At 68.1% G+C, this 25,104-nt stretch carries 22 protein-coding genes; 8 read left to right on the forward strand and 14 right to left on the reverse strand.

The genetic code is table 11. From position 1 onward, the window contains the following. Positions 1-518: 518 nt before the first annotated feature. The 3 genes from AC5P7U_RS11980 to AC5P7U_RS11990 form a co-directional block, all read right to left on the reverse strand. Complete coding sequence (locus AC5P7U_RS11980; protein ID WP_414554980.1) at positions 519-1,679, reverse strand: MFS transporter; 1,161 nt, start codon at positions 1,677-1,679, stop codon at positions 519-521. Between the two features lie 196 nt (positions 1,680-1,875). Then, positions 1,876-2,625: a TerC family protein gene (locus tag AC5P7U_RS11985; RefSeq protein WP_004154280.1), complete on the reverse strand. Its 750-nt coding sequence runs from the start codon at positions 2,623-2,625 to the stop codon at positions 1,876-1,878. A gap of 33 nt (positions 2,626-2,658) precedes the next feature. Next, on the reverse strand, positions 2,659-3,054 hold the full coding sequence (locus AC5P7U_RS11990) for a diacylglycerol kinase (protein ID WP_197564380.1): 396 nt from the start codon (positions 3,052-3,054) through the stop codon (positions 2,659-2,661). A gap of 214 nt (positions 3,055-3,268) precedes the next feature. Here AC5P7U_RS11990 and AC5P7U_RS11995 point away from each other — a divergent pair, with 214 nt between their 5' ends. Continuing rightward, positions 3,269-3,970 (forward strand): SGNH/GDSL hydrolase family protein, encoded by a 702-nt coding sequence (locus AC5P7U_RS11995; protein WP_004154277.1) that lies wholly within the window; start codon positions 3,269-3,271, stop codon positions 3,968-3,970. A gap of 116 nt (positions 3,971-4,086) precedes the next feature. Here AC5P7U_RS11995 and AC5P7U_RS12000 read toward each other — a convergent pair whose 3' ends face one another. From AC5P7U_RS12000 to AC5P7U_RS12010, 3 genes are all read right to left on the reverse strand, one after another. Beyond that, positions 4,087-5,358, reverse strand: a complete 1,272-nt coding sequence (locus AC5P7U_RS12000) for a sensor histidine kinase (protein ID WP_004154275.1) — start codon at positions 5,356-5,358, stop codon at positions 4,087-4,089. A gap of 156 nt (positions 5,359-5,514) precedes the next feature. After that, positions 5,515-6,228 carry a response regulator transcription factor gene (locus AC5P7U_RS12005; protein WP_002811889.1) on the reverse strand — a complete coding sequence of 238 codons (714 nt, stop codon included), beginning with the start codon at positions 6,226-6,228 and terminating at the stop codon, positions 5,515-5,517. 87 nt (positions 6,229-6,315) lie between these two features. Continuing rightward, positions 6,316-6,975, reverse strand: coding sequence for an arylesterase (locus AC5P7U_RS12010; RefSeq protein WP_308308959.1), 660 nt, complete (start codon positions 6,973-6,975; stop codon positions 6,316-6,318). A gap of 61 nt (positions 6,976-7,036) precedes the next feature. On the opposite strand from AC5P7U_RS12010, the gene AC5P7U_RS12015 reads away from it, so the two are divergent. Together AC5P7U_RS12015 and AC5P7U_RS12020 are read left to right on the forward strand one after the other, a co-directional pair. Next, positions 7,037-7,684 (forward strand): ABC transporter ATP-binding protein, encoded by a 648-nt coding sequence (locus tag AC5P7U_RS12015; RefSeq protein WP_414555003.1) that lies wholly within the window; start codon positions 7,037-7,039, stop codon positions 7,682-7,684. Then, positions 7,681-10,197 carry an ABC transporter permease gene (locus AC5P7U_RS12020; protein WP_495221144.1) on the forward strand — a complete coding sequence of 839 codons (2,517 nt, stop codon included), beginning with the start codon at positions 7,681-7,683 and terminating at the stop codon, positions 10,195-10,197. The genes AC5P7U_RS12015 and AC5P7U_RS12020 overlap by 4 nt, the downstream gene beginning before the upstream one ends. A 350-nt stretch (positions 10,198-10,547) precedes the next feature. On the opposite strand, the gene AC5P7U_RS12025 is transcribed toward AC5P7U_RS12020, so the two are convergent. From AC5P7U_RS12025 to AC5P7U_RS12045, 5 genes are all read right to left on the reverse strand, one after another. Next, complete coding sequence (locus AC5P7U_RS12025; protein ID WP_414554982.1) at positions 10,548-11,483, reverse strand: DUF6607 family protein; 936 nt, start codon at positions 11,481-11,483, stop codon at positions 10,548-10,550. A 68-nt stretch (positions 11,484-11,551) separates the two neighbouring features. Continuing rightward, complete coding sequence (locus AC5P7U_RS12030; protein WP_004154268.1) at positions 11,552-12,151, reverse strand: ChuX/HutX family heme-like substrate-binding protein; 600 nt, start codon at positions 12,149-12,151, stop codon at positions 11,552-11,554. A 4-nt stretch (positions 12,152-12,155) separates the two neighbouring features. Beyond that, the gene (locus tag AC5P7U_RS12035; RefSeq protein ID WP_414554983.1) at positions 12,156-14,348 is read right to left on the reverse strand and encodes a TonB-dependent hemoglobin/transferrin/lactoferrin family receptor; all 2,193 of its coding nucleotides are present in this window, start codon (positions 14,346-14,348) and stop codon (positions 12,156-12,158) included. Between the two features lie 153 nt (positions 14,349-14,501). Continuing rightward, the gene (gene hemP, locus AC5P7U_RS12040) at positions 14,502-14,696 is read right to left on the reverse strand and encodes a hemin uptake protein HemP (protein WP_005412278.1); all 195 of its coding nucleotides are present in this window, start codon (positions 14,694-14,696) and stop codon (positions 14,502-14,504) included. A gap of 217 nt (positions 14,697-14,913) precedes the next feature. Then, positions 14,914-15,885, reverse strand: coding sequence for a potassium channel beta subunit family protein (locus tag AC5P7U_RS12045; RefSeq protein WP_414554984.1), 972 nt, complete (start codon positions 15,883-15,885; stop codon positions 14,914-14,916). A gap of 193 nt (positions 15,886-16,078) precedes the next feature. Here AC5P7U_RS12045 and AC5P7U_RS12050 point away from each other — a divergent pair, with 193 nt between their 5' ends. The 5 genes from AC5P7U_RS12050 to AC5P7U_RS12070 all read left to right on the forward strand — a co-directional run bounded on the left by AC5P7U_RS12050 (position 16,079) and on the right by AC5P7U_RS12070 (position 21,060). Beyond that, positions 16,079-17,377 carry a NupC/NupG family nucleoside CNT transporter gene (locus tag AC5P7U_RS12050; protein WP_004154263.1) on the forward strand — a complete coding sequence of 433 codons (1,299 nt, stop codon included), beginning with the start codon at positions 16,079-16,081 and terminating at the stop codon, positions 17,375-17,377. 25 nt (positions 17,378-17,402) lie between these two features. After that, a complete protein-coding gene (locus AC5P7U_RS12055; protein ID WP_049456910.1) occupies positions 17,403-18,368 on the forward strand; it encodes a ribokinase in 966 nt (321 codons plus the stop codon). 180 nt (positions 18,369-18,548) lie between these two features. After that, positions 18,549-18,980, forward strand: coding sequence for a hypothetical protein (locus AC5P7U_RS12060; RefSeq protein WP_197564383.1), 432 nt, complete (start codon positions 18,549-18,551; stop codon positions 18,978-18,980). 147 nt (positions 18,981-19,127) lie between these two features. Continuing rightward, entirely contained in the window at positions 19,128-20,123 is a 996-nt protein-coding gene (gene dusB / locus AC5P7U_RS12065) for a tRNA dihydrouridine synthase DusB (protein WP_197564384.1), read from the forward strand. Between the two features lie 109 nt (positions 20,124-20,232). Further along, positions 20,233-21,060, forward strand: a complete 828-nt coding sequence (locus AC5P7U_RS12070) for a methyltransferase domain-containing protein (protein ID WP_004154258.1) — start codon at positions 20,233-20,235, stop codon at positions 21,058-21,060. A 96-nt stretch (positions 21,061-21,156) separates the two neighbouring features. On the opposite strand, the gene AC5P7U_RS12075 is transcribed toward AC5P7U_RS12070, so the two are convergent. From AC5P7U_RS12075 to olsF, 3 genes are all read right to left on the reverse strand, one after another. Further along, the gene (locus tag AC5P7U_RS12075; protein WP_495221145.1) at positions 21,157-22,224 is read right to left on the reverse strand and encodes a metal-dependent hydrolase; all 1,068 of its coding nucleotides are present in this window, start codon (positions 22,222-22,224) and stop codon (positions 21,157-21,159) included. Positions 22,225-22,320: 96 nt separating this feature from the next. Further along, on the reverse strand, positions 22,321-23,121 hold the full coding sequence (locus AC5P7U_RS12080) for a UDP-2,3-diacylglucosamine diphosphatase (RefSeq protein WP_004154249.1): 801 nt from the start codon (positions 23,119-23,121) through the stop codon (positions 22,321-22,323). Then, on the reverse strand, positions 23,118-24,833 hold the full coding sequence (gene olsF / locus AC5P7U_RS12085; protein WP_197565103.1) for a bifunctional ornithine lipid synthase OlsF: 1,716 nt from the start codon (positions 24,831-24,833) through the stop codon (positions 23,118-23,120). Before olsF ends, AC5P7U_RS12080 begins: the two co-directional genes overlap by 4 nt. Positions 24,834-25,104 lie beyond the last annotated feature (271 nt).

Here is a 25,104-nt window from a genome sequence, read left to right on the forward strand (position 1 = left end):
ACATCCACGGCTTCTACAATCCAGCCCGGCTACACTCGGCGCTGGGCTACCACTCGCCTAACAACTATGCCCGGCAGCTCCGGACTGCCGCCTGAAACGGCTTCATGGCGTCCGTTTTCAGGGGGCCAGATCAGATACCCCCGCCACGCCCACCCGCCCGGCCTCATACGGTTTCCTGCGCACCGCGGGAAGATCAAAAGAAAAAATCAAAAGCAAAAGCCGGTTCTTCAGGCATTCGTGTCGACCAAGGTCGACACCTACCAAAGCGGAACGCCGATGCGACAGAACGCGGGAATCTGTCGCAGGCGGGGTGGGTCCGGTTGAGGGGGCGTGAGCCGCATGGATGCGGCGACCGAGCTTACATGGACGTACTTGCAGCGCCCCCCTCAACCGGACCCACCCCGCCACCCCACGGAATGCCAGCTGTTGCTGTTGCTGTTGCTGTTGCTGTTGCTGTTGCCGTTGCTGTTGATTGCAGCGGGTGCAGGGCTGCAAGCCCTGCCGGAACCCCACACCCCTCAGCACGCCTCGACCACCGCAGCGCGCGGACGCCCCAGCCACGCCAGCAGCAACCCCGATGCCGCCAGCAACCCACCGGCCACCGGCACCGCCGCATACCCCAGCCCCGAGCTGATCACCGCGCCACCCAGCGCGGCACCCACTGCATTGCCGAGGTTGAACGCACCGACATTGATCGACGACGCCAGGCCGGGCGCCTCGCTGGCCGCCTCCATCACCCGGATCTGCAGCGGCGGCACGATCGCGAAGGTCGCCGCGCCGAACAGCAGTACACCCAGCGCCGCCGTGGCGTGGCTCATGAAGGCCAGCGGCAGCACGAACATCAGCACGGCAAGGACCGCCAGCAGGATCCGGGTGGCGCCATCCAGCGACCAGTCGGCCATGCGCCCGCCGATGCCGTTGCCGAAGGTGAAGCCGATGCCGATCAGCGCCAGCGACATCGCAATGAAGGCGTTGGAAGCACCGGTCAGCTCGGTCAGCACCGGCGCCACGTAGGTGTACAGCGTGAACATCGCACCGGCACCGAGCACCGTGGTGGCCATCGCCAGCAGCACCTGTGGCTGCAGGATCGCCTTCAGTTCCCGGCGCACGTCCGGACGGGGCCCGGGGGCCGACGCCGGCAGCGCGAAGCCCAGCGCGGTAATCGCGACCAGGCCCAGCACGGCGGTGCCGGCGAAGGACAGTCGCCAGCCCAGCTGCTGGCCGACCCAGGTCGCCAGTGGCACGCCGCCGATGTTGGCGATGGTCAGGCCCATGAACATGGTGGCCACGGCGGCAGCCTGCTTTTCCTTCGGCACCAGGCTGGCGGCAACCACCGCGCCGATGCCGAAGAAAGCGCCGTGGTTGAGGCTGGTGACCAGCCGCGACAGCAACAGCAGGCCGTAGTTCGGGGCCAGCGCCGACAGCAGGTTGCCGACCACGAAGATCGACATCAGCAGCATCAGCGCGGTGCGCCTGCCGAAGCGTCCCATCAGCAGGGTCATCACCGGCGCGCCCAGCATCACGCCCACCGCATAGGCCGTGATCAGCATGCCGGCGGTGGGGATGTTCACGCCGACGCCGTCGGCAATGACCGGGAGCAGGCCCATCGGGGCGAACTCGGTGGTACCGATGGCGAAGGCGCCGACGGCAAGGGCCAGCAGAGCGGCTCGGGAATTCATGGCGGGTTCCTGCGTGCGGCAGGCCTTGGGAAGAGAGCGCGTAGCCTGCGCGCATCGTCCTGCCGGATTAAGCCCCGCGGCGGGGAAACACTGTTGCCTCCACTTCACAGATGACGCGTGGCGCTCCGCCGGGTATGCCCCGACAAGCCCTGCAACGCAGAACCCCCGGCAGTGCCGGGGGTTCTGGATCACGCGCTTACCAGTTGCCGGCGCCCGGCACGTTGTGTTCGCGTGCGCGGCGGCGCATCAGCAGGTTCAGCCACTCCACCAGCACCGAGAAACCCATCGCTGCATAGATGTAGGGCTTGGGCACGTGCACGTCCAGGCCGTCCAGGATCAGCACTGCGCCGATCAGCAGGATGAAGGCCAGCGCCAGCATCTTCACCGTCGGGTTGGCGTCGATGAAACGGCCCAGCGGGTTGGCGGCCAGCAGCATCACCAGCACCGACAGCAGGATGGCGGCCACCATCACCGGGATGTGGTCGGCGATGCCGACGGCGGTGATCACCGAGTCCAGCGAGAACACGATGTCGATCACCGCGATCTGCGCGATGACGTAGCCGAACACGGCCGAGGCCTTGGTCGTGCTGGGATCTTCATCCTCGCCGCCGCTGATCAGTTCCTTGATCTCCATGAAGCCCTTGATGATCAGGAACAGGCCACCGACGATCAGCACCAGGTCGCGGATGGAGATGCCCATGCCGGCCACGGTGAACAGGTTGGCGGCCATGTGCGCCAGATAGGCCAGCGACACCAGCAGCGCGATACGCGTGATGCACGCCACGGCGATACCAAGCTTGCGTGCGAACGGGCGGCGCTCTTCCGGCAGCTTGCTGACCGCGATGGAAATGAACACCAGGTTGTCGATGCCGAGCACGATTTCCAGCGCACTCAGGGTGAACAGGGTCACCCAGGCATTGGGGTCGGCGAGGAACTCAAAGGACATGGAAACTCTTCAAGGCAGTGGGGGAATGGGGTTTCAGGCGTAGCTGCCGGCCAGCACGTGCGGAACCACGACCAGCGCCCAGCACAGCAGTACGTTCATCATCAGCACGAACACCGCCGCCGAACCCATGTCCTTGGCGCGGCCGGCCAGTTCATGGATTTCGCTGCCGTAGCGCTCGATCACCGCCTCGATGGCCGAGTTGGCCAGTTCCATCGCCAGCACCAGCAGCATCGAGCCGATCATCAGCGCGCGTTCGACCGGGGTCTGGCCCAGCCAGATCGCGACCGGGGTCAGCACGATCAGCAGGTAGACCTCCAGCCGGAACGAGGACTCGTGCAGCCAGGCCGCGCGAAGGCCCTGCCAGGACCAGCGGGCGGCCTGGAAGATGCGGCGCGGGCCGCGAGGCAGATGGCCGAACTGATCAGCCACGGGAGAAAGATCCAGCAACAGGAGCGCGGCGCAGCGACCGCTCAGACGCACGGCAGGGAATCATGGGTGCACAAGGAATAGGCAGATGGCGGCCATTTTGCCACAAGGCCGCCAGCCATACCCCCGGCGGCCCGGCCGAATGGCCTGCCAACGGCAAGCACCCGGCCGGCCCCTGCTCCTATGATGGAGGCTTCCTTCCCCGCTGGAGCGCCTGATGTCCCGTCGCCGTACCTGCCTGCTGATGCTGGGCCTGCTGACCGCCGCACCGCTGGCCCAGGCCCTGAGCCCGGCCAAGCCGCCCCAGGTGCCCGGACAGGTCTCGAACGTGGCCTGGGCGGGTGACATGGCGCGCTTCGCCAGCGCCGACCAGGCCAATCCGCCGCCGCGCGGCGGCATCGAGTTCATCGGCAGCTCCTCGATCCGCTTCTGGGAGAGCCTGGCCACCGACTTCCCCGGCCAGCCGGTGTTCAACCGCGGCTTCGGCGGCTCGGAAGTGCGCGACAGCACCTGGTACGCCGACCGCATCGTGGTGCCGTATGCGCCATGCAAGCTGTTCTTCTACGCCGGCGACAACGACCTCAACAGCGGCCGCAGTGCCGTGCAGGTGCGGGACGATGTGGTCGCCTTCGTGCAGCGCGTGCATCGCGACCTGCCGAAGACGAAGGTGGAATACCTGTCGATCAAGCCGAGCCCGTCGCGCGCGCACCTGCTGCCGGCGATCAACGAAGCCAACACGCTGATCAAGGCTGCCTTGGCAAAGCTGCCCAACACCGGCTTCACCGACGTCTACACGCCGATGCTGGGGGCCGACGGCCAGCCGGATGCGACGCTGTTCCGCGAAGACATGCTGCACATGACCCCGGCCGGCTACGCGATCTGGACCAAGGCGCTGGCGCCGAAGGTGAAGTGCGATTGAAGAAGGCTGAGGAAGCGCTCCGGTAGATGCCAACCTTGGTTGGCATGGGGCTCCGGCGTGAATCCTGTTGAAAGCGCCGACCAAGGTCGGCATCTACCGAGGCCGCGGGTGCCGCGTCAGCGGAAGATCACCGTGGCCTCGGTGCCCTGCCCCGGTTCGCTGGCCAGGCTGACCTTCCAGCCGAAGCGGTCGCACAGCCGGCGCACGATCGACAGGCCCAGCCCGGTGCCCTGCGGGCGGCTGGGCTCGGCGCGGTAGAACGGCTCGAACGCCCGCGACAGCGCCTCGGCGGACATGCCGATGCCGGTGTCGCGCACCACCACCCGGTCGTTGAGCACATGCACGTCGATGCGCCCTTCGTCGGTGTAACTGCAGGCGTTGCGCACCAGATTGCTGACCACCACCTGCAGCACCCGTGGCGGCGCGTGCAGCTGCACCGGACCATCGCTGTGCAGATGCACTGCTACCGGGCGCGTTCCCAACAGTTCGTTGGCGTTGTCCACTTCATAGCGGACGATGTCGTTGACATCGAACAGCTCGATCTGCGGCTCGACATCGGCCTCGCGGGCCAGGATCAGGAAGGCATCGATCACCGCTTCCATGTCACGGCCGGCGCGCTGGATGCGCTGCAGGCTGCGGCGCAGGCGCGGCTGCAGCGTTTCATCGCCCAGCGCCATGTCACTGGCCACGCGGATCACGGTCAGCGGTGTGCGCAGTTCGTGGCTGGCATCGCGGGTGAAGTTGCGCTCGCGCGCCACATGCGCGCTGACCCGGTTGGCCAGCGAATGCAGTGCTGCGGCCAGCTGCCGGGTCTCGCCCTGCATGTCGGCCGGCAGCTTGTTCGGCTCCAGATCGGCCGCCTCGGGGTGGCCAGGGTCCCAGCGCGACACGCGCCGCGCCAGCCAGTTCACCGGCGATACCAGGCGCTTGGAGGCGCGATAGGTCACCCAGCTGGCGCCATACACCGCCAGCAGCGTCAACAGCACCGGCACGATGCCGAACCAGAACGCCAGCATTTCCGCACGCGAGCGCAGGAACACCAGGTACAGGCGGCCGGCCGGGCGCACGTCGACCAGCACCAGCTGGTCGTCCTTGGGCAGTTCGTGGAAACCGGGTTCCAGGTTGCGCAGGTTGGCCGGCAGCGACAACGCCGACTGCCCGCTTTCCAGCAGGTAGCCACGGATGTTCTGGGTATTGGGCGGCGGCTGCACGGGCGAGGCCTCGTGCAACGTCCAGTAGTACGCCGCTTCCTCGCGCAAGGCGGCGCCGACCAGGCTGTGCTTGATCACCAGCGAGACCAGCCAGGCACCGAGCAGGATGCCCAGGCTGGCCAGCACTGCCTGCAGGATGAAGGCGATACGGATCTTGCGCGGCAGGCCGTGCGGCATTGCGGGGTCCCGGTCAGAGCGCTGCGATTATAGGCAGCGCGCCGCGCCGTGCGGGTGCACGGGCGATGACCGGCGGCAATGCCAGCCGGTCATCCCCTGCCCTCGTTCATGGCCATGCCCCGGCCGGGCCTGCTGCTGCACCGGCACGGGCCCCGATCAGGCCATCGGCTGGGCGATATCGGCAATGCGGTAGCCGGCACTCTGCACGGTATGCAGCAGCGGACGGTCGAACGGCTTGTCGATGATCTTGCGCAGGTTGTACAGGTGACTGCGCAGCGTGTCCGAATCCGGCAGGCCATTACCCCAGATCTCGCGTTCGATCTCCTGGCGGGTGACCACGCGCGGCGATTCGCGCATCAGGATGGTCAGCAGGCGCAGGCCGATCGGCGACAGCTGCAGCTCGGTGCCGGCACGGGTGGCACGCATGCTGACCGGATCGAGCACCAGGTCGGCGACCTTGAGCACTTCCGAACCGACCTGGCGACGCTCGCGGCGGATCAGCGCGCGCAGGCGGGCCTCCAGTTCCTGGATCGCGAACGGCTTGGTCAGGTAGTCATCGGCGCCGAACCCGAGGCCGGTGAGCTTGTCGTCCAGCGTGTCGCGTGCCGTGAGCATCAGCACCGGGGTGGACTTGCGCGCATCGTTGCGCAGGCGACGGCACACTTCGATGCCATCCAGGCGCGGCAACATCAAGTCGAGCACCACGACGTCATAGCTGTTTTCCGCCGCGAGGCGGTAGCCATCCAGGCCGTCCTGTGCATAGTCGACTTCGAAGCCGCGACCTTCCAGGTATTCCCCGATCATCTCGGAGATGTTGCGGTTGTCTTCGACCACCAGCACCAAGCCGGAGGTCTCCTTCGTCTGACGCATGTGATTCCCTCTAACTTCAGCTTTGTGAAACATGCCGGATCGACGGTGGACGCGATGTGAAGTTCCGTCAAGAGGTCATCAATCGGTTCAGAGCAGCGGCCTGAGTAGTGGCCAGACGTTGTCCAGCACCTTCGGCTGCGCCTGCGCCGTGGGGTGCAGGCCATCGGCCTGCATCATGCCCGGCTGCAGGGCCACGCCCTCCAGCAGGAACGGCAGCAGCGGCACCTTGTACTGCGTGGCCAGCGCCTTGTAGGCCGCCGCCAGGCGCTGGCGATAGGCCGGCCCGTAATTGGGCGGCACGTCGATACCCAGCAGCAGCACCCTGGCGCCCGCCTTCTGGCTGGCCTGCACCATTTTCTCCAGGTTGCCCTGTACCTGCGCCGGGGTCAGCCCACGCAGCGCGTCGTTGCCGCCCAGCGCAATCACCACCACGGTCGGCTTCTCCTTCGCCAGCAGGCCCGGCAGGCGGGTCAGCGCGCCGGCGGTGGTCTCCCCGCTCATGCTGGCGTTGACGATGCGTGCCGGGGTTTTCGACTGCTGCCTGACCCGCTGCTGCAGCAGGCTGACCCAGCCGGCATCGGCGGGGATATTGTGGGCAGCACTGAGGCTGTCGCCGAGTACCAGCACGGTACCCGCCGGACCTTTGGCACAGGCCAGCCCCGGCAACAGCAGGAACCCTAGCAGCAGCACCATCATCGCGCCGGCTCGCCGGCTCCATCCCGTCTTGCGCATCTGGAGTCTCCTCATCGACAGCCTGTCCCCCCGCAGCGCGCCCGTCGCCATCGCCGTCGACCAGGTCGGCAAGTCCGTGCAGGGCCCGGAGGGTGAAGTCCACATACTGGACAACATCACCCTGACCGTCCATGAAGGCACCAGCGTGGCCATTGTCGGTGCCTCCGGTTCCGGCAAGACCACCCTGCTCGGCCTGCTGGCCGGGCTGGACCTGCCCAGCCGCGGCAGCATCGCGCTGGCCGGCCAGGATCTGGGCCGTCTCGACGAGGAAGCCCGCGCCCAGCTGCGCGCACGCGAGGTCGGCTTCGTGTTCCAGAGCTTCCACCTGCTGCCGGCGCTGACCGCCGCCGAGAACGTCGCGCTGCCACTGGAGCTGGCCGGCCGCGAAGACCGGGTGCGGGTGGACCAAGTGCTGGCGCAGGTCGGCCTGGGCCATCGCGCCCGTCACTACCCGCGCCAGTTGTCGGGCGGCGAGCAGCAACGCGTGGCCCTGGCACGTGCCTTCGTCACCCGCCCGCGCATCCTGTTCGCCGACGAACCGACCGGCTCGCTGGACCACGCCACCGGCCAGCACATCAGCGACCTGCTGTTCGAACTCAACGCCGGCAGCGGTACCACGCTGGTGCTGGTCACCCACGACCTGCGCCTGGCCCAGCGCTGCCAGTACATCCACCGCATCGACGACGGCCGCCTGCTGCCGGTCGAGCGCGGAGCCGCAGCATGAACCTGCTGCGCCATGCGTGGCGCGCGCTACGCCGCGAGGCGCTGGCCGGCGACCTGCTGACCGTGTTCGCGGCCTTGGTGCTGGGCGTGGCGGTGATGACCGCGGTCGGCACCCTGGTGAACCGGGTCAACCTGGCCCTGACCGGCAGTGCGGCGGAAATGCTCGGCGGTGACCTCGGCATCGCCGGGCGCGACGACCCGCCGCAGGCCTTCGCCGAAGAAGCACAGCGGCGCGGACTGGCCTACACCCGCATCGCCAGCTTCGGCAGCGTGCTGTTCCACGGCGAGGCCAGCCAGATGGCCAGCATCAAGGCGGTGCAGGCCGGTTATCCGCTGCGCGGCGCGCTGCGGGTGCGGGCCACGCCCGGCGGTGCGCTGATCGCCGACGCCGGCATGCCAGCCAAGGGCCAGGCCTATGCCGATCCGCGCCTGCTGCAGGGGCTGGGGCTGAAGGCCGGCGATGACCTCGAGTTCGGCGCCGGCACGCTGCGCATTGCCGGCGTCATCGAGGCCGAGCCGGATGCCGGCGGTGACCTGCTCACCCTCTCGCCCACCCTGCTGGTCAACCGCGCCGATGTGGAGGGCACTGGCCTGCTCGGCCCGGGCAGCCGCATCAACTACCGGCTGATGTTTGCCGGAGCGGCCGATCAGGTGGCCGGGCTGCGCCAATGGCTGCTGCCGCAGGTCAAGGGCCTGCGCCTGCTGAGCGTGGACGACACCCAGCGTGGCGTGCGCCAGGCGTTCGACCTGGCCGGGCGCTTCCTCGGCCTGAGCGCGCTGCTGGCGGTGCTGCTGGCCGGCGTGGCCACCGCGCTGGCGGCCAACCGCTTCGCCCTGCGCCGCATCGACCAGGTGGCGATCCTGCGCTGCCTGGGCGCGCGCCAGCGCGACATCCTGGCCGGCCTGGCACTGCAGCTGCTGATGCTGGCGGTGCCGGCCTGTGCGCTCGGCATCGGCCTGGGCATGGCCGCGCAGGAGGGCCTGGTGCAGGTGCTGGGCAGCCTGGTGCCGCAGCGCCTACCGCTGCCCGAAGCGATGCCGGCGCTGACCGGTGCCGGCATCGGCCTGTTGCTGCTGTTCGGCTTCGGCCTGCCCCCACTGCTGCGCCTGCGCGGAGTGCCGCCGATGCGCGTGCTCAACCGTTCCTTCGCCGCGCTGCCACCAGCATCGCTGCTGGCCTATGTCGCGGCGCTGGCGGCCAGCCTGCTGCTGGCGGTGCAGGTCACCGGCGACCTGAAGCTGGCCCTGTGGGTGCTGGGTGGGCTGGCCGCACTGGCAGTGGCCGCCGGTGTGGTCGGCTTCGTGCTGCTGCAGCTGTTGCGCGGCCTGCAGCACCGCCTGCATGGCAACTGGCGACTGGGCCTGGCCGCGCTGACCCGGCGCCGCATGCTGGCGGTGATGCAGCTGATCGGGCTGTCGCTGTCGCTGTGCGCGCTGTTGCTGCTGGCGGTGACCGGTCCTGGCCTGCTGCAGCAGTGGCGCGAGCGGCTGCCTGCGGATACGCCGAATTACTTCCTGATCAACATCCAGCCCGAACAGCGTGACAGCGTGCTGGCCGCGCTGCGCGGACTGGGCGCCAACGACGCCAGCATCGAACCGATGGCCACCGGCCGCCTGATCGCGATCAACGGCAAGCCGCCGCTGCGCGTGGACCGCACGCCGGAACAGAACGGGCAGCCGGCATCCGGCGAAGCCCAGCGCGACGACGATGACGAGAACCGGCCGTTGAACTTCAGCTGGCGCAGCAGCTTCCCGCCGGCCAACACGCTGGTCGACGGCACGTTCTGGACGGCCGACAGCACGGCGCCGGAAGCGTCGGTGGAGATCGGCTGGGCCAAGCGTTACGGGGTGGCCAGCGGCGACCGCATCAGCATTGCCGTCGGTGAACAGGAGCGCGAATTCACCGTCACCAGCGTGCGCAAGGCGGACTGGAACACGTTCCGACCGAACTTCTTCGTGCTGCTGAACCCCAACGCGGTGGGCGACACCCCGCACAACCTGCTGTCGGCGTTCCATCTGCCGGCCGGCAGGGCGGCCGGGCTGGGTGAACTGGTGCGCGCGCAGCCCAACCTGTCGGTGCTGGACGTGGATGCGGTGATCTCGCAGGTGCGCGATGTGATGGAGCGGGTGGCGCAGGCGGTGCAGCTGGTGATGGTGTTCAGCCTGCTGGCCGGCGTGCTGGTGCTGCTGGCTGCACTGCAGGCCACGGCCGGCGAGCGCCGCTATGACAGCGCGGTGCTGCGCACGCTGGGCGCGACCCGGCGCCAGCTGCGCGGTGCGGTGCTGGTGGAATTCGGCGCCCTGGGCACGCTGGCGGCGCTGCTGGCGGTGGGCGCGGCCGCCGCCATCGGCGTGGCGGTCTCGCAGAAGGTGTTCGAGCTGCCGTTGCTGCCGCCGTGGCCGGGGCTGCTGCTGGGCGGCGTGGTCGGCATCGGGCTGAGCCTGCTGGCCGGCTGGTGGGGTACGCGGCGCATACTGCATGCGCCGCCGGCCCTTGCCTTGCGCGAAGCTTGACGCGGCGTCGGACCGGAGAGCGTGCCGAGCAAGCTCGGCACCTACCAATGCGAAGGACCGGTAGATCCATGCCATGCGTGGATGCGGGAAAGAGCGTGCCGAGCAAGCTCGGCACCTACCAATGCGAAGGACCGGTAGATCCACGCCATGCGTGGATGCACGGAGGAGCGTGCCGAGCAAGCTCGGCACCTACCAAAGCGAAGGACCGGTAGATCCATGCCATGCGTGGATGCACGGAGGAGCGTGCCGGGCAAGCTCGGCACCTACCAATGCGAACGACCGGTAGATCCACGCCATGCGTGGATGCGGTGCCGGGCGCGGCCGGCACCTCACCGGAACCGCGGCGGCGATCAACCTTCCTTCGGCGCCTTTTCCACGTACTTGGCGAAGACTTCGTCGATCTGCTTGTCCTTCACCTTCTTGCCGGCCTGGATCTCTTCGGCCTGGGTGAACAGCGGGATGATCATCGCCATGCCGTCGATCTTGGTCTTCAGGTGCACGCCCGGCGCCTGGCCGAGGAAGCCGTCCCAGCGCTGGCGCACCTTGGCCCAGTAACCAGCGGTGGCCTTCCAGTAGTTGCGGGCCGGGGTGAAGTCGATCTCGGTGGTCTTCACGTAGTCGTTGAAGCCGAACTCGCGCGCGATCTCCACCTGGCTGCCATCGGCATTGCGCTGCACCTTGGTGTTGAACTGCTCGTGGGTCCAGCCGTTCGGGGTCAGCGTGTGGCGGTTGATCACGGCCAGCGCGTTGTAGTCGCTGCGCTTGGTGTACTCACGGCGCGGCAGCGGGCGCCAGCTCAGGTCGCTGGTCCAGCTCGGCACGTTGTTGGTGTAGGTCCACTTGCCGGTGCCGCAGTAGCGCGGCGCATCGCTTACTTCATACACGCACTGGGTCCACGCCCCCTGGTTGGTCGCCGCCGGGATGCTGCGCACCTGCCAGGTCTGGTCGGCACTGAACTCGAAGCGGTTCGGCGCTTCGTACACCCAGTCCTGGCGCCAGTGCTTGGTGATGTGGCCGCTCTTCTCGTCCAGCAGCAGGTGCTGCAGCACGATGCGCTTCGGCGTGTCTTCCACCACGATGACCATTTCGTTGCCGCCGCTGCGCATCGCCGGCGCGCGCTCGTAACCGGGCTTCAGCAGCACGGTCTCGTCGAAGGCGAAATCCACGGTGTACTCGCCCTGCATGGCGAGGATGCTGTCGTGGTCGCGGGCGATGTCGGAGGGCTGCGCGCTGGCCACGCCGCTGGCGGCGAGCAACAGCAGGGCGCTGGCTGTCTGGAACTTCATCGGGGTCTTCCTTCAGGGTTGCAGGTTTGTTGAGAGGCCATCCGTGGCCGACAGGCGTTCCATCAGGTTCAAAGACGGATCAGCGGCAGGTCGCCGGGTATCCGCGGGGCCGGTCGCCGTGCGGCGTCGGCGCAGCAGCAGTCATCGATCGCCAGCTCGCCTTCGGCGCCTTCCAGGCGTGCGATGCGGCGCGCAGTGGCGGCGCCCAGCGAGGACAGGGTCGACAGGCTGGCGGCCAGGGTGCGGCCATCGTCGGCCGCATGCAGGCGCAGCGCGCACAACCGCCAGCGCTGGCCCCCGAGGTGGCCGGCCAGGCGTCGCCACAGCCGCTCGCCGACACTGCCGTCGCTATCGTGTTCCGGGCCGGGCGGCAGCGCGGCCACCAGCCGGTCCCAGGCCAGGAAATCGCTGTCCGGCAGCAGGTACAACCGCCACACGCAGCGGCCGCGGCCATCGAGGAAGCACAGGCTTTCGCGCAGGCCCTCGCTGTCCACGCCCTGGCAGGCATGCACGCGCACCGCCTGGCGCCAACCGCCCAGTTCGTTGCCGTCGGCGTGGTACAGGCACAACACGGTGCCGAGCGTGGCCAGCTGTGCCGGGGTCGGCCAGGCCGCACCGTTCGGTGCGGCGATGGAGTCGTTCCTGCGTGCGGACAATGCTCGGCTCATGAGGTCACCAGGAAACGGCAAGGCTGGCGGAGAAGGTGCGGCCCGGGCTGGTATAGCGGTCCAGCACACGGCTGGTCGGCAGCAGCGTCGAACCGACGTTGGACCAATCGATGTAGCGCTTGTCGGCCAGGTTGAACACGCCGACGTTGAAGGTCGCGCCCGGCGCGAAGTTCCAGTGCGCCATCAGGTCGGTCACGCCGTAGCCCGCCGGGCGATAGGCCGTGGTGCTGGCCAGCCGGTCCTTGCGCTTGACGAAGGTGCCAGCCAGCTCGACACCCCAGGTCTCGGTGTCGTACATCAGGCCGACGGTGCCGCGCAGCGGGTCGACCGAATCCAGCGGCGTGTCTTCGGTCTTGTTGTCGCCACGCGACCAGGCCACCGCACTGCGCAGCGCCCAGCCCTGCAGGGCCGGGCTGATCTGCCCGAAGTCGACACCGGCCTTCAGCTCGGCGCCGTAGATGCGCGCATCGGCGATGTTGCGCGACTGGAACACCATCAGGCCCTGTGCGTTGGTACCGACCAGCGACTGCGACTCGATGAAGTCCTTGTATTCGTTGTAGTAGCCACTGACGCTGACGTAGGCGGCCGGCGACAGGAAACGCAGGCCCAGCTCCATGCCATCACTGGTTTCCGGCTTCAGGTCCGGATTGGGAATGGCGGTGTAGCCGAAGGCGAAGTTGGTGAAGCCAAGGTTGACGTCGTTGTACGGCGGCGAGCGGAAGCCATGCGAGTAGCCGGCGAACAGCGACCACTCATCGGTGAAGCGATAGACCATGCCCAGCTTCGGCGAAACGCTGGTCTTGGTCAGCTTGGCCACCGGCACGCCGGGATTGTCTTCGGCGAAGATGCTGTCCACCTCCGGCTTCAGCTCGTAGCGGTCAACGCGCACGCCCGGCACCAGCGACAGCTTGCCGCCGGCCATGCGCATCTCATCCTGTGCGTAGAGGCCCAGCTCGGTGGTCTTGCTGATCGGGAAATCGCGCACTGGGAATGCATCGGGCAGGATGGTGGTGCTGGTCTGGCCGTTGGCCAGCACCTGGAAACCATCGCGCTTCTGGCGGATTTCGGTGCGTGCGCCCTCGAAGCCGTAGGTCAACGCGTGTTCGACGCTGCCGGTGCTGAAGGCCTTGTTGAACTGCGCCTGCAGGCCGTACACGCGCTGGTCGAAATTGAACTCGCGATGGCGACGGCTGCGGTTGGCGCGGTCCTCGTCGGTGACCTGGGTGGTCTCGCTGTGCTGGGTGTAGACCTGCCAGTGCAGGCTGTCGGCGAAGCCCTTGTCCAGCGCATCCATTTCATGGGCGAACGACACGCGGGTGCGGTTCTGCTTGTCGCGCGCCTTCATGCCGGTGGTGGTGGTGCGGTCGATCGACGACAGCACGTTGGTCTTGGTCTTGTCTTCGTTGCCTTCCACGGTCAGGCGGAAACGCTGGTCCTCGCTCGGCGCGTAGACCAGCTTGGCCAGGCCGCTGCGACCATCGCGGTCCTGCGGATTTGGCGCAGTGCGGGTGTTGTCGAGGCTGCGCACGTCACCCTTGTTGTCGGTTTCCTGGCCCTGGCGATGGTTGATGTTGACCATGCCGCTCCAGTGCTCGCCACCGAAGGCGGTGGTGACGCCGCCGAGCAGCCCCTTCCACTCGCCGTCATAGCCGAACTTCAGGCCGACGTAGCTGTCCTTGCCGTCCTTCAGGTAGTCGGCCGGATCCTTGGTGACGAACGCGACCACGCCGCCGAGCGCGTCCGAGCCATACAACGAGCTGGCCGGACCGCGCACGATCTCCACGCGCTTGAGCGTGTCCAGGTCGGTGAAGTTGCGGTTGGCATTGGAGAACGAACCAATGTTGAAGCTGGTCGGCATCGCGATGCCATCGGTCTGCACGCGCACGCGGTTGCCGTCCAGGCCACGGATGCGGATGCTGCCGAGGCCGAAGCGGGCCGCGCTGCGGTTGACCGAGAGGCCCGGCTCGTAGCGCAGCAGATCCTTGATGTCCTGCACCAGGTGCCGGTCCATCTGCTCGCGGTCGATCACATCGACCGTGGCGGCCACATCACTCACCGCACGCTCGGTGCGGGTGGCGGTGACCTGCACGCGATCAAATTCGCGCGCGTCGGGCGCGGCGGTGCCAGCGGCGGCGGCATGGGCGGACAGCGGCAGGGCCATCCAGACAGCAAGGCAAAGGGCGGTATGGCGGGTCATCGGTTTCGTTCGGTCAGGCAAGGGAACCCCCGGTTACCGGCACACCCGGAGGGTGCACGCGATAGACCGAGGGGGAGAGAGCGGGCGCGGACGGGTCGCCCACCCTGTCGGCGTTGCCGGCAGGAGGGAGGGAGGCGGGCGACCAGGCCGCGGTTACTTGGTCAGGATCAGCTTGTCGTTGCTGGTGTGCCGCAGGCGATAGAAGCGGTCGCCGTGCTGGATCAGGATTTCACGACGGCCCTTGAGCAGGGCTTCGCTGTCGATGACCTCTTCCGGCGGAACGACGCGGACCGGACGATCGCGGAGGGTCAGCGTTTCGGGGCGCAGCAGTACAGGTTGAGCATTCATGAGCATCTGGACTCGTGCGAGGGACGAGTTAAATGATAATGATTCTCAGTTGACAATCAACAACCATTCTCAATTTGATTGATGGGATTAATGATCGAATCCGCGAATTCGATAGCTGTTATCAATCGAAATGGCGTGGCGCCGTTGTAGAGTCGAGCCCTGCTCGACTGCTCTCCCAGGGGCGGAGTCGAGCACGGCTCGACTCTACAAAGGGCAGTCAGGCGAACGCGGCTTCGACCTGGGCCCAGCCGGCGGCATCGACCTGCTCCAGCACCTCCAGCGCCTGCAGGTTCTGCAGCAGCTGGCTGACCCGGCTGGCGCCGAGGATCACGCTGGAAACGTTCGGGTTGCGCAGGCACCAGGCAATGGCCAGAGTGGCCGGGGACTGGCCCAGCGCACGCGCCACCTCGCTGAAGCGGCGCACCTGGCCCAGCCGGGCCTCGGCGTCCGCCCCCAGCACCATGTCCTGCAACCACTCCATGCCCGGGCGGCCCAGCCGCGCATCGGCCGGGATGCCCTGGTCGTACTTGCCGGTCAACAGGCCCGAGGCCAGCGGCGAGAAGATGGTGGTGCCCAGGCCGGCACGCGCATACAGCGGTGCGTACTCCACCTCTACCCGCTCGCGGTGCAGCAGGTTGTACTGCGGCTGCTCCATCGACGGTCCCTGCAGGTTGTGCGCCTCGGCGATGTCCAGCGCCTGCTGGATCTGCGCGGCCGACCACTCCGAGGTGCCCCAGTAGAGGATCTTGCCCTGCCGCACCAGCGTGTCCATGGCGTGCACGGTCTCGGCGATCGGCGCGTCCGGATCCGGGCGGTGGCAGTAATAAAGGTCCAGGTACTCCACGCGCAGGCGCTTGAGCGCGGCATGGCAGGCATCGGTCACATGCTTGCGCGACAGGCCGCGCTGGGTCGGCCGCGGGTCCTTGGCACTGCCGAAGAACACCTTGCTGGACACGCAGAAGCCATCGCGCGGCAGGCGCAGGTCGCTGATCACGTCGCCCATCACCTGTTCGGCACGGCCGTTGGCATAGCCCTCGGCATTGTCGAAGAAGTTGACGCCATGGTCCCAGGCGGCCGCCACCAGGTTGCGCGCCTCGTCGCGTGGAATCTGGTCACCGAAGGTCACCCAGGCACCGAAGGACAGGGCGGAAATCGGCAGGCCGGTGGAGCCCAGGCGACGGTATTGCATGCGAATCTCCTGCTGCGGGCCCGCATCCGGGCCGGGATCGAGCCTCATTCTACCTGCCGCTGCCGGCCGCAACCCCTTGCCGTTGCTGGCCTGATCGGTACCGATGGACGCCTGCACGTTGCTTTTCCTTGCCCCGGCCCCGGCCCTGCACTAGGCTTCCCGTTTTTCGCGACGCCCCAGGGGAGTCACTCACATGGTCGAAGGTTTGGGCAGGATCGGCTTCGGCCTGTTCGGGTTGGCGGTGCTGATCGGCATCACCTGGTTGTTTTCCAACAACAAGCGCGCGGTTGACTGGAAGCTGGTTGCCACCGGTATCACCCTGCAGATCGCCTTTGCGGCGCTGGTGATCCTGGTGCCGGGCGGGCGCGACGTGTTCGATGCGCTGGGCCATGGCTTCGTCAAGGTGCTGAGCTTCGTCAACGAAGGCTCGGGTTTCATCTTCGGCTCGTTGATGGACACCAAGAACTACGGCTTCATCTTCGCCTTCCAGGTGCTGCCGACCATCATCTTCTTCTCGGCGCTGATGGGCGTGATGTACCACCTGAACATCATGCAGGCGATCGTGCGCGTGATGGCGTGGGCAATCACCAAGGTGATGCGCGTGTCCGGCGCGGAAACCACCAGCGTCTGCGCCAGCGTCTTCATCGGCCAGACCGAGGCGCCGCTGACCGTGCGCCCGTACATCGCCAAGATGACCCAGTCCGAACTGCTGACCATGATGATCGGCGGCATGGCCCACATCGCCGGCGGCGTGCTGGCGGCCTACGTGGGCATGCTCGGCGGCGGCGACCCGGTGCAGCAGGCGTTCTACGCCAAGCACCTGCTGGCGGCCAGCATCATGGCCGCACCGGCCACCCTGGTCGTGGCCAAGCTGCTGATCCCGGAAACCGGCACCCCGCTGACCCGCGGCACGGTGAAGATGGAAGTGGAGAAGACCTCCAGCAACATCATCGATGCGGCCGCGGCCGGCGCCGGTGACGGCCTGAAGCTGGCGCTGAACATCGGCGCGATGCTGCTGGCCTTCATCGCCCTGATCGCGCTGCTGAACGCCCCGCTGACCTGGCTCGGCGATGTGACCGGCCTGGCCGCCGCGATCGGCAAGCCGACCAACCTGTCGACCATCTTCGGTTACGTGCTGGCCCCGATCGCCTGGGTGATCGGCACGCCGTGGGCTGATGCCACCACCGTCGGTTCGCTGATCGGACAGAAGGTCGTGATCAACGAATTCGTCGCCTATACCGAGCTGTCGCAGATCGTGAACGGCCAGGTGGCCGGCGTGAGCCTGTCCGACGAGGGCCGCCTGATCGCCACCTACGCGCTGTGCGGCTTCGCCAACTTCAGCTCGATCGCGATCCAGATCGGCGGCATCGGTGGCCTGGCCCCGGAACGTCGCCACGACCTGGCCAAGTTCGGCCTGCGCGCGGTGCTGGGCGGTACCATTGCCACCTTCATGACGGCGACCATCGCCGGCGTGCTGACGCACTTCAGTTGAACCCTTGGTTGAGAAAAGATTCCCTATGAGCAGCAGTGTCGTTGTCGTCGGTTCCTTCAATGTCGATCACGTGTGGCGGTGCGAGTCGCTGCCGGCACCGGGTGCGACCATTGCCGGCCGCTACAGCACCGGCCCCGGTGGCAAGGGCTTCAACCAGGCCGTGGCGGCCTGCCGCGCCGGCGCCGACACGCACTTCGTGTGCGCGCTGGGCGATGATGCCGGTGGCGCCACGGCACGCGAACTGGCCGCGCACGATGGCTTCGGGCTGATCGCCGAAGCCAGCAGCGAGCCGACCGGCACCGCGGGCATCTACGTCGACGCCCGCGGCCGCAACACCATCGTGATCGGCCCGGGCGCCAATGCCGCGCTCAGCACCGACTTCCTGCACCAGCAGCAGGCGCTGCTGACCGGCGCCAAGGTGGTGCTGGTGCAGCTGGAATCGCCGGTGCCGACCATCGAAGCGGCGCTGGCCACCGCGCGCGAGGCCGGTGTCACCACCGTGCTCAACACCGCGCCGGCCGATGCGCCCTCGACCATCGGCCTGCTCAAGCTGGCCGATGTGATCACCCCGAACGAGACCGAGTTCGCCGCCCTGCTCGGCCGCCACGTCGGTGAGCGCGTGGACGCCAACGACGTAGCCGCGCTGGACGGCGCCAGCCTGCACGCGCTGTGCCGCAAGCTGGTCGGCAACGGGACGGTGGTGGTGACCCTGGGCTCGGTGGGCGTGTTCGTCTCGCATGCCGAAGAAAACCTGCGCGGCGATACCCAGCCGTACTACCGCGTGGGTGCCGAACAAGTGCAGGCGATCGACACCACCGGTGCCGGCGATGCCTTCAACGGTGCGCTGGCCGCGTCGCTGGCGCAGGTGGCCGATGCCCCGTTCGCGCGCCATGTGCGCTTCGCCAACCAGTTCGCTGGCCGTTCGACCGAGAAGGAAGGCGCCGCTGCGGCGATGCCGCGCTTCACCCCGGCCGACGCAGAAGTGAAGTAGATCCACGCCCTGCGTGGATGAACGAGCCCGGGCATGCAGATGCCCGGGCTTTTTTGTTGGCCACCCATCGCGGCGCGGCGTGGTCGCCGGCCGATCCGCGGCCCCCTGCGGCCACCTGTCGCATTGCCCATGCAGCGCCCCTCGCCCACCATCCGCCCAGCGTCGTTTCTCGGGAAGGACATGGACGGATTCCCCTGGTTGCTGGCTGCCGCCGCCGGCAGCGCCCTCGCGGCCCTGTTGCATATCGGCTGTATCGCCTTCGGCGCCCCCTGGTACAGATGCTTCGGTGCTGGCCCGCGCATGGTCCGGCTGGCCCAGGCCGGGCACTGGTGGCCGCCGCTGATGACCGCCGGCATCACTGCCATGCTGGTGGCCTGGACCCTGTATGCCCTGGCCGCCGCCGGCTGGCATTCACCGTTGCCGGCCAGCCGCTGGGTGCTGCCCGGCATCGCTGCAGTGTTGCTGCTGCGCGCGGCGATGGGCCTCGGCCTGGCGCTGTTCCGCCCCGGCTACAACGGCGCGCGCTTCTGGGCGATCAGCTCGCTGGTCTGCCTGGGCCTGGGGCTGGCCTTCGCCGTGGGTACCGGCCAGGCCTGGCAGAGCCTGGGTTAGCCAGCCACGATCACCCGCCCCTGGGGGCGGCGGAAGCAACCGTCAAGCATCTGCTGATGCCGGTACGGCATGAGGTCGGTGCCGATCGGCCTGAACCGGACCGCGCCCGACACGGCCGTACCGCCGCCCGCGCCCTACAATGGGCGCATGCAGATCGGCCCGTACACCATTGCCCCCAACGTCGTGCTGGCGCCCATGGCCGGCGTCACCGACAAGCCCTTCCGCCTGCTGTGCAAACGGCTGGGTGCGGGACTGGCCGCCTCGGAAATGACCATCAGCGACCCGCGCTTCTGGAACACGCGCAAGTCGATCCACCGCATGGACCATGACGGCGAACCGGCACCGATCAGCGTGCAGATCGCCGGCACCGAGCCGCAGCAGCTGGCCGAGGCCGCGCGCTACAACGTCGATCATGGTGCGCAGATCATCGACATCAACATGGGCTGCCCGGCCAAGAAGGTATGCAACGCCTGGGCCGGCTCGGCACTGATGCGCGACGAGCAGCTGGTGGCACGTATCCTCGAAGCCGTGGTCAGCGCGGTGGATGTGCCGGTCACGCTGAAGATCCGCACCGGCTGGGACTGCGACCACCGCAATGGCCCGCTGATCGCCCGCATCGCCGAGGACAGCGGCATCGCCGCGCTGGCCGTGCATGGCCGCACCCGCGACCAGCATTACACCGGCCAGGCCGAGTACGCCACGATCGGCGAGATCAAGGCCGCGCTGCGCATTCCGGTGATCGCCAACGGCGATATCGATTCGCCGCAGAAGGCCGCCTTCGTGCTGAAGCAGACCGGCGTGGATGCAGTGATGATCGGCCGCTCCGCGCAGGGCCGGCCGTGGATCTTCCGCGAGGTGGCGCACTTCCTGGCCACCGGGCAAGAACTGCCGCCGCCGTCGCTGGCCGAGGTGCGCGACATCCTGCTCGGCCATCTGCATGCGCTGCATGCGTTCTATGGCGAACCGCAGGGCGTGCGCATCGCGCGCAAGCACCTGGGCTGGTACGCCAAGGACCGGCCGGAGAACGCCGCCTTCCGCGCAGTGGTCAACCGCGCCGAAGACCCGCAGAGCCAGATCGCGCTGACCACCGAGTACTTCGATCGCCTGATCGCCGGGGAACCGGCGTTGTCGTCTGCTGCCTGACTGCGCCAGCCGCCTCGTAACCTGCCCGCCTGCCTTGATCCGTAGAGTCGAGCTTGCTCGACTGGCTTTCCCGAACAGTCGAGCAAGCTCGACTCTACAAGAGCACACAATGACCCCGCCGATTTCCTCCCCGACCTACCTGCACGGATTCTCCGGCACCGAACAGCAGCGCCTGATGACCCAGGCGCGCCTGCTGGAATCGAGCATCTTCGGCCAGATCGACTACGGCGGTGCGCGTCGCCTGCTGGAAGTGGGCAGCGGCGTCGGTGCGCAGACCGAGATCCTGCTGCGCCGCTTCCCCGAGCTGCACGTGACCGGCGTGGACCTGAGTGAAACGCAGCTGGCCACCGCACGCGAGAATCTGGCGCGCACGCCGTGGTGCAGCGACCGCTACACCCTGCAGCAGGCCGATGCCGGCGAACTGCCGTTCGACGCCCGCACCTTCGATTCGGCGTTCCTGTGCTGGGTGCTTGAGCACGTGCCTTCGCCGGCGCGCGTGCTGAGCGAGGTGCGCCGCGTGCTGGCGCCGGGGTCCCCGGTGTACATCACCGAGGTGATGAATGCCTCGTTCCTGCTCGATCCGTATTCGCCCCACATCTGGCGCTACTGGATGGCCTTCAATGACTTCCAGTACGACCACGGCGGCGACCCGTTCGTCGGCGCCAAGCTGGGCAACCTGCTGCTGGCCGGCGGTTTCCGCGACGTGCACACCGAGATCAAGACCATCCACCTGGACAACCGTGAGCCGGCCCGTCGCAAGACCATGATCGCGTTCTGGGAGCAGCTGCTGCTGTCGGCCGCAGACCAGCTGCTGCAGGCCGGCTCGGTGGACGAGGACACCGTGGACGGCATGCGCCGCGAGTTCCGCCTGGTGCAGAACGACCCGAACGCGGTGTTCTTCTATTCGTTCGTGCAGGGCCGTGCCACGGTGTACTGAGCCGGCGTTCTACTGCCGATTGAGCCCGTAGAGCCACGCCATGCGTGGCTGCCGCCGCCGCTGCACCGCCATCCACGCATGGCTTGGATCTACGGATCAGTGCACGGCGGTGTGGTCGACCGCACCCGGCGATGTCGCCGGCTCCTGCCAGATCCGCTGCCACATCGCGGCCAGGCGGCGACCGACGTCAGCGCGCGCGGCAGGGCTGCTGTAATCCACCCGCACCTGCTCGGGCGTGATCTCCCGCCACTGCCCATCAGCCTGCTCGGCCACCGCGAAGTTGAAGGTGTAATCCGGCTCCAGGCCCATGCGCAGATCGCTCAGCACCAACCGGCCGTCCACCACCTGCGCGCGCATGAAACCACGGTTGAACCACTGCAGCTGCTGCACCGCCGGCATCGATTGCGCCTCCCGCAACGCCTGCACGTTGGACGCATGGCCTTCGAACCGCATCGGTCCGTGGTCTGCCACCAGCGAGCGGTCGCCGACCACGTAGCCATTCGGGGTCATTGCCACCACCCGCCACAGCAGGGTGTTGAACGGCATCGGCACCGAGAAGCGCGGCGCATCGCCCAGACCCATCGCGGCCAGGCTTTGTTCGGCGGCACGATCGACCTGCGCCTTGGCCAGCAGGCCCCAACCCAGGTAACCGCTGCTGATCAGCAGGGCCACGCCCAGCACCTTGCCCGCCCACGGCCGCGCGCGGCCGAACCAGGCCAGCACGCAGCCCAGCAGCAGCCACACCGTGTAACCGGGATCGATGATGAAGACGCTGGAGCCCATCGTCGGGTGCGGCCGCAACGGCCACCACAGCTGCGTGCCGTAGACGGTGAACGCATCCAGCAGCGGGTGGGTGACCAGCGCCAGCTGCATCGCCCAGAACCAGCGCACCGGAGACTGCGCGACCCGGCCGTTGCCGAAGCGCTTGAACAGCCACCAGAGCAGCGCCGCCACCCACGGCAGCACCAGCAGCGAATGGCTGAAGCTGCGGTGCTCGATCATGTTGGCCACCGGGTCGGCCGCAGTGAAGCCCAGCCACAGGGCATCAAGGTCCGGCAGGGTGCCGAGCGCGGCACCGGCCAGCAGGGCCGCACGGCGATGGCCGGGCGGTGCGATGGCAGCGGCGACGGCGCCACCGAGCACGATCTGGGTCAGGGAATCCATGGACCGATGCTAGCGCGATGGCCGCGCGTTTGTAGAGTCGAGCTTGCTCGACTGCGGATAGAGCAGTCGAGCAAGCTCGACTCTACAAGAGCAGGTTCAGGCCGCCTGCGACAGGCGCGCGCCCGGCAGTTCCACCAGGGTCTGCCCGTTGTGGTCGAGCAGGCGCAAGGCGCCGTCATGATCCTCGACCAGCGCGGTCAGGCTCTCCACCCAGTCGCCATCGTTGGCGTAAACCAGGCCATCGCGTTCAACCAGCGCCGCGCGATGGATGTGGCCGCAGACGATGCCATCCAGGCCACGCCGCCGCACGTCATCCAGCCCGGCCTGCACGAAGCGCTCGATGTAGCGCTCGGCCGCGCCACTGCGCTTCTTCAGGAATTCCGACAGCGACCAGTAGCGCATGCCCAGCCGGCGACGCACGGCGTTCAACGCCTGGTTGCCGGTCAGGATGCGGTAGTACAGCCAGTCGCCGAACTTTTCCTGCAGGCCGCCGAAGTGGGTCACACCGTCGTAGTCGTCGCCATGCGCCACCAGCAGCCGGCGGCCGTCGGCGGTCACGTGGATGGCGCGTCGGCGCACCTGCATTGCCGGCAGCATCAGCCCGCACACCTGGCGCAGCGAAGCATCGTGGTTGCCGGGAATGTAGATGATCTCGGTGCCGGCCCGGCGCAGCGCATGCAGGGCCTGGACGACTTCGCTGTGCGACTGCCGCCAGTTGGCGCGGCGATGGGCCATCCACCACAGATCGATGATGTCGCCGACCAGGTACAGGCGTTCGCAGCGCAGCTGCGAGAGGAACCGCGCCAGCTCGCTGGCATGGCAATGACGTGAACCCAGGTGCACGTCCGAGACGAACACTGCACGCCGGCGCGGCGACAGGTTCGCCAGCATGCTCATGCCGGCGTCCCCGCGTCGCGCAGGTAGCGTTTGCGCTTGTTGGGCCGGATCGCGCACAGGTCCACTTCGATCAGGCCGTCGATCGAGTCGCTGAAATCCGGGTCGACACCGAAGGCAAGGAAGCGCGCACCGCCGGGTTCGCACAGATCGGTGTACTGCCGGTACAGCGTCGGCACGCCGGTGCCGAGTGCGGCCAGGTTGGCCTTCAGCACATCGAACGCGGCGCCAGCATCCAGTTCGCCGAAACTCGGCGGCGCGGCGAAGTACTGGAACGGCCGGTTGGATTCGGCCAGGCCGGCGGTACCGCTGTAATAGCGCTGGTAGTACGCCACCAGCTGCTCGCGCGCATCACGCGGCAGCGCGGCGCTGATCGATACGGCGCCGAACAGGTAGCGGATGCCCGGCCGGCACTGCAGGTAGGCACCAATGCCCTGCCACAGGTAGTCCAGGCTGCGGCTGCCCCAGTAGTCGGGCACCACGAAGCTGCGCCCCAGCTCCAGGCCCTCGGCGATATGGGTGATGGCGTCGTCGGAGTAGCGGAACAGCGACGCGCTGTAGAGCCCGGACAGGCCGTGCCGGGCCAGTGCCTGCGCACCGCGCATGATCCGGTAGGCGCCGGCGATGCGCTGCGCGGCGGCGTCCCAGATCACGATGTGCTCGTACTGCGGATCGTAGTCGTCCAGGTCGCGGCTGCGACCGGTGCCCTCGCCCACCTGGCGGAAAGTCAGCTCACGCAGGCGGCCCAGCTCCAGCAGCAACGGCGAATCGGCGGTGCAGGTCGCCAGCAGGATCTGCTTGCCATCGGCGGTCTGGCCCAGCTGGGCGGCGGCGGCGATGCCGGCAGCGACCTGCGAAGGGGGCACGGGCGCTGCCAGCGGCTCGGGGCCGGCGCAGGCAACATCCCCGCCGGTCGCGCCATTGCGGCCCAGCGCATACAGCGCGCGGCGCACCGCCAACAGCTGTGCCCCGGGATCGCCCGCCTTGGCCAGCTGCATCGGCTCGCCGATGCTCAGCCGCAGCGGGCGGCCACGACGGGTGAACATCTCGCGTGCCAGCAGCGCGGTGCCAGCCGGCTTGAACAGGGTCGAAGCGCCGTAGAACAGCGCCGAATTGCGCGCCTCCACCCGCACCGGCAGCACTGGCGCGCCCGCAGCGCGGGCGAAGCGCACGAACCCGCGCTGCCATCGACCATCACGGATGCCGCGCAGCGACAGCCGCGAGACTTCGCCGGCCGGGAACACGATCACGCACTGCTCGGCAGCCAGCGCCTCTTCAACCGCATGCAGGCTGCCACGCTGGGCCTTGCCACCGAGGATGCGCACCGGCAGCAGCAGATCCTGCAGCGGCGCGATCGCGCCCAGCAGGTCGTTGGCCACGATCCGCACGTCGCGGCGGATGCGGCCGACCGCGTCCAGCAGGGCCAGCGCGTCCAAAGCACCGGAAGGATGGTTGGCGACGATCAGCAGGCGGCCGGTGGCCGGGATCTTCGCCAGTGCGGCCGGGTCCACCTGGTACTGGCCGTCGATGAATTCCAGGCCGGCGGCGACGAAGCCGAACCCGCGCAGGCCTGCGCTGCGCTGCAGGAAGGCTTCGATCTGGTCCAGCCGCGACCAGCGGCCAACGCTGCGCAGCAACGGCCGCGCCAGCTGGCCACGGCGGCCATGGAACCAATCGGGGAAGCGTTGCTGAAGGCGCTGTTCGAGTTCCTGCATGGCGGTTCCATTCATGCCCGGCGGCCGGTTTGGCCGACAGCCTGCGCCCGGCAGGCGGCAGCCAGATGGCGGTTTCGGGGCAGAACGATGACGGCAGGGCGGGCGTCGCAGGCAGCGCGGTCGGAGCGGTCAGGCCCCCAGCCCGTTGTCACGCTGGTGGAACACTGGGCACCGAGGCTGAGCCCCAATCCCCGCCGGACGGCCCTTGCCGGGCCTACGCGGCCTTAACCACCGCCAACCGGTACAGGTTCACAATGCACAGGCGGCGCAC

This window comes from Stenotrophomonas sp. YJH_SMC_57, from assembly GCF_059369755.1.

What these genes read in the sequence shown, in the direction of transcription:
- dusB (WP_197564384.1), top strand. Translation starts at nt 19,128, where the DNA reads ATGCAGATCGGCCCGTACACCATTGCCCCCAACGTCGTGCTGGCGCCC.
- AC5P7U_RS12035 (WP_414554983.1), bottom strand. Translation starts at nt 14,348, where the DNA reads ATGACCCGCCATACCGCCCTTTGCCTTGCTGTCTGGATGGCCCTGCCG.
- AC5P7U_RS12000 (WP_004154275.1), bottom strand. Translation starts at nt 5,358, where the DNA reads ATGCCGCACGGCCTGCCGCGCAAGATCCGTATCGCCTTCATCCTGCAG.
- AC5P7U_RS12070 (WP_004154258.1), top strand. Translation starts at nt 20,233, where the DNA reads ATGACCCCGCCGATTTCCTCCCCGACCTACCTGCACGGATTCTCCGGC.
- AC5P7U_RS12010 (WP_308308959.1), bottom strand. Translation starts at nt 6,975, where the DNA reads ATGAGGAGACTCCAGATGCGCAAGACGGGATGGAGCCGGCGAGCCGGC.
- AC5P7U_RS12025 (WP_414554982.1), bottom strand. Translation starts at nt 11,483, where the DNA reads ATGAAGTTCCAGACAGCCAGCGCCCTGCTGTTGCTCGCCGCCAGCGGC.
- AC5P7U_RS11995 (WP_004154277.1), top strand. Translation starts at nt 3,269, where the DNA reads ATGTCCCGTCGCCGTACCTGCCTGCTGATGCTGGGCCTGCTGACCGCC.
- AC5P7U_RS12080 (WP_004154249.1), bottom strand. Translation starts at nt 23,121, where the DNA reads ATGAGCATGCTGGCGAACCTGTCGCCGCGCCGGCGTGCAGTGTTCGTC.
- AC5P7U_RS12045 (WP_414554984.1), bottom strand. Translation starts at nt 15,885, where the DNA reads ATGCAATACCGTCGCCTGGGCTCCACCGGCCTGCCGATTTCCGCCCTG.
- AC5P7U_RS12055 (WP_049456910.1), top strand. Translation starts at nt 17,403, where the DNA reads ATGAGCAGCAGTGTCGTTGTCGTCGGTTCCTTCAATGTCGATCACGTG.
- AC5P7U_RS12020 (WP_495221144.1), top strand. Translation starts at nt 7,681, where the DNA reads ATGAACCTGCTGCGCCATGCGTGGCGCGCGCTACGCCGCGAGGCGCTG.
- AC5P7U_RS12050 (WP_004154263.1), top strand. Translation starts at nt 16,079, where the DNA reads ATGGTCGAAGGTTTGGGCAGGATCGGCTTCGGCCTGTTCGGGTTGGCG.
- hemP (WP_005412278.1), bottom strand. Translation starts at nt 14,696, where the DNA reads ATGAATGCTCAACCTGTACTGCTGCGCCCCGAAACGCTGACCCTCCGC.
- AC5P7U_RS12075 (WP_495221145.1), bottom strand. Translation starts at nt 22,224, where the DNA reads ATGGATTCCCTGACCCAGATCGTGCTCGGTGGCGCCGTCGCCGCTGCC.
- AC5P7U_RS12030 (WP_004154268.1), bottom strand. Translation starts at nt 12,151, where the DNA reads ATGAGCCGAGCATTGTCCGCACGCAGGAACGACTCCATCGCCGCACCG.
- AC5P7U_RS12060 (WP_197564383.1), top strand. Translation starts at nt 18,549, where the DNA reads ATGGACGGATTCCCCTGGTTGCTGGCTGCCGCCGCCGGCAGCGCCCTC.
- olsF (WP_197565103.1), bottom strand. Translation starts at nt 24,833, where the DNA reads ATGCAGGAACTCGAACAGCGCCTTCAGCAACGCTTCCCCGATTGGTTC.
- AC5P7U_RS11985 (WP_004154280.1), bottom strand. Translation starts at nt 2,625, where the DNA reads ATGTCCTTTGAGTTCCTCGCCGACCCCAATGCCTGGGTGACCCTGTTC.
- AC5P7U_RS11980 (WP_414554980.1), bottom strand. Translation starts at nt 1,679, where the DNA reads ATGAATTCCCGAGCCGCTCTGCTGGCCCTTGCCGTCGGCGCCTTCGCC.
- AC5P7U_RS12005 (WP_002811889.1), bottom strand. Translation starts at nt 6,228, where the DNA reads ATGCGTCAGACGAAGGAGACCTCCGGCTTGGTGCTGGTGGTCGAAGAC.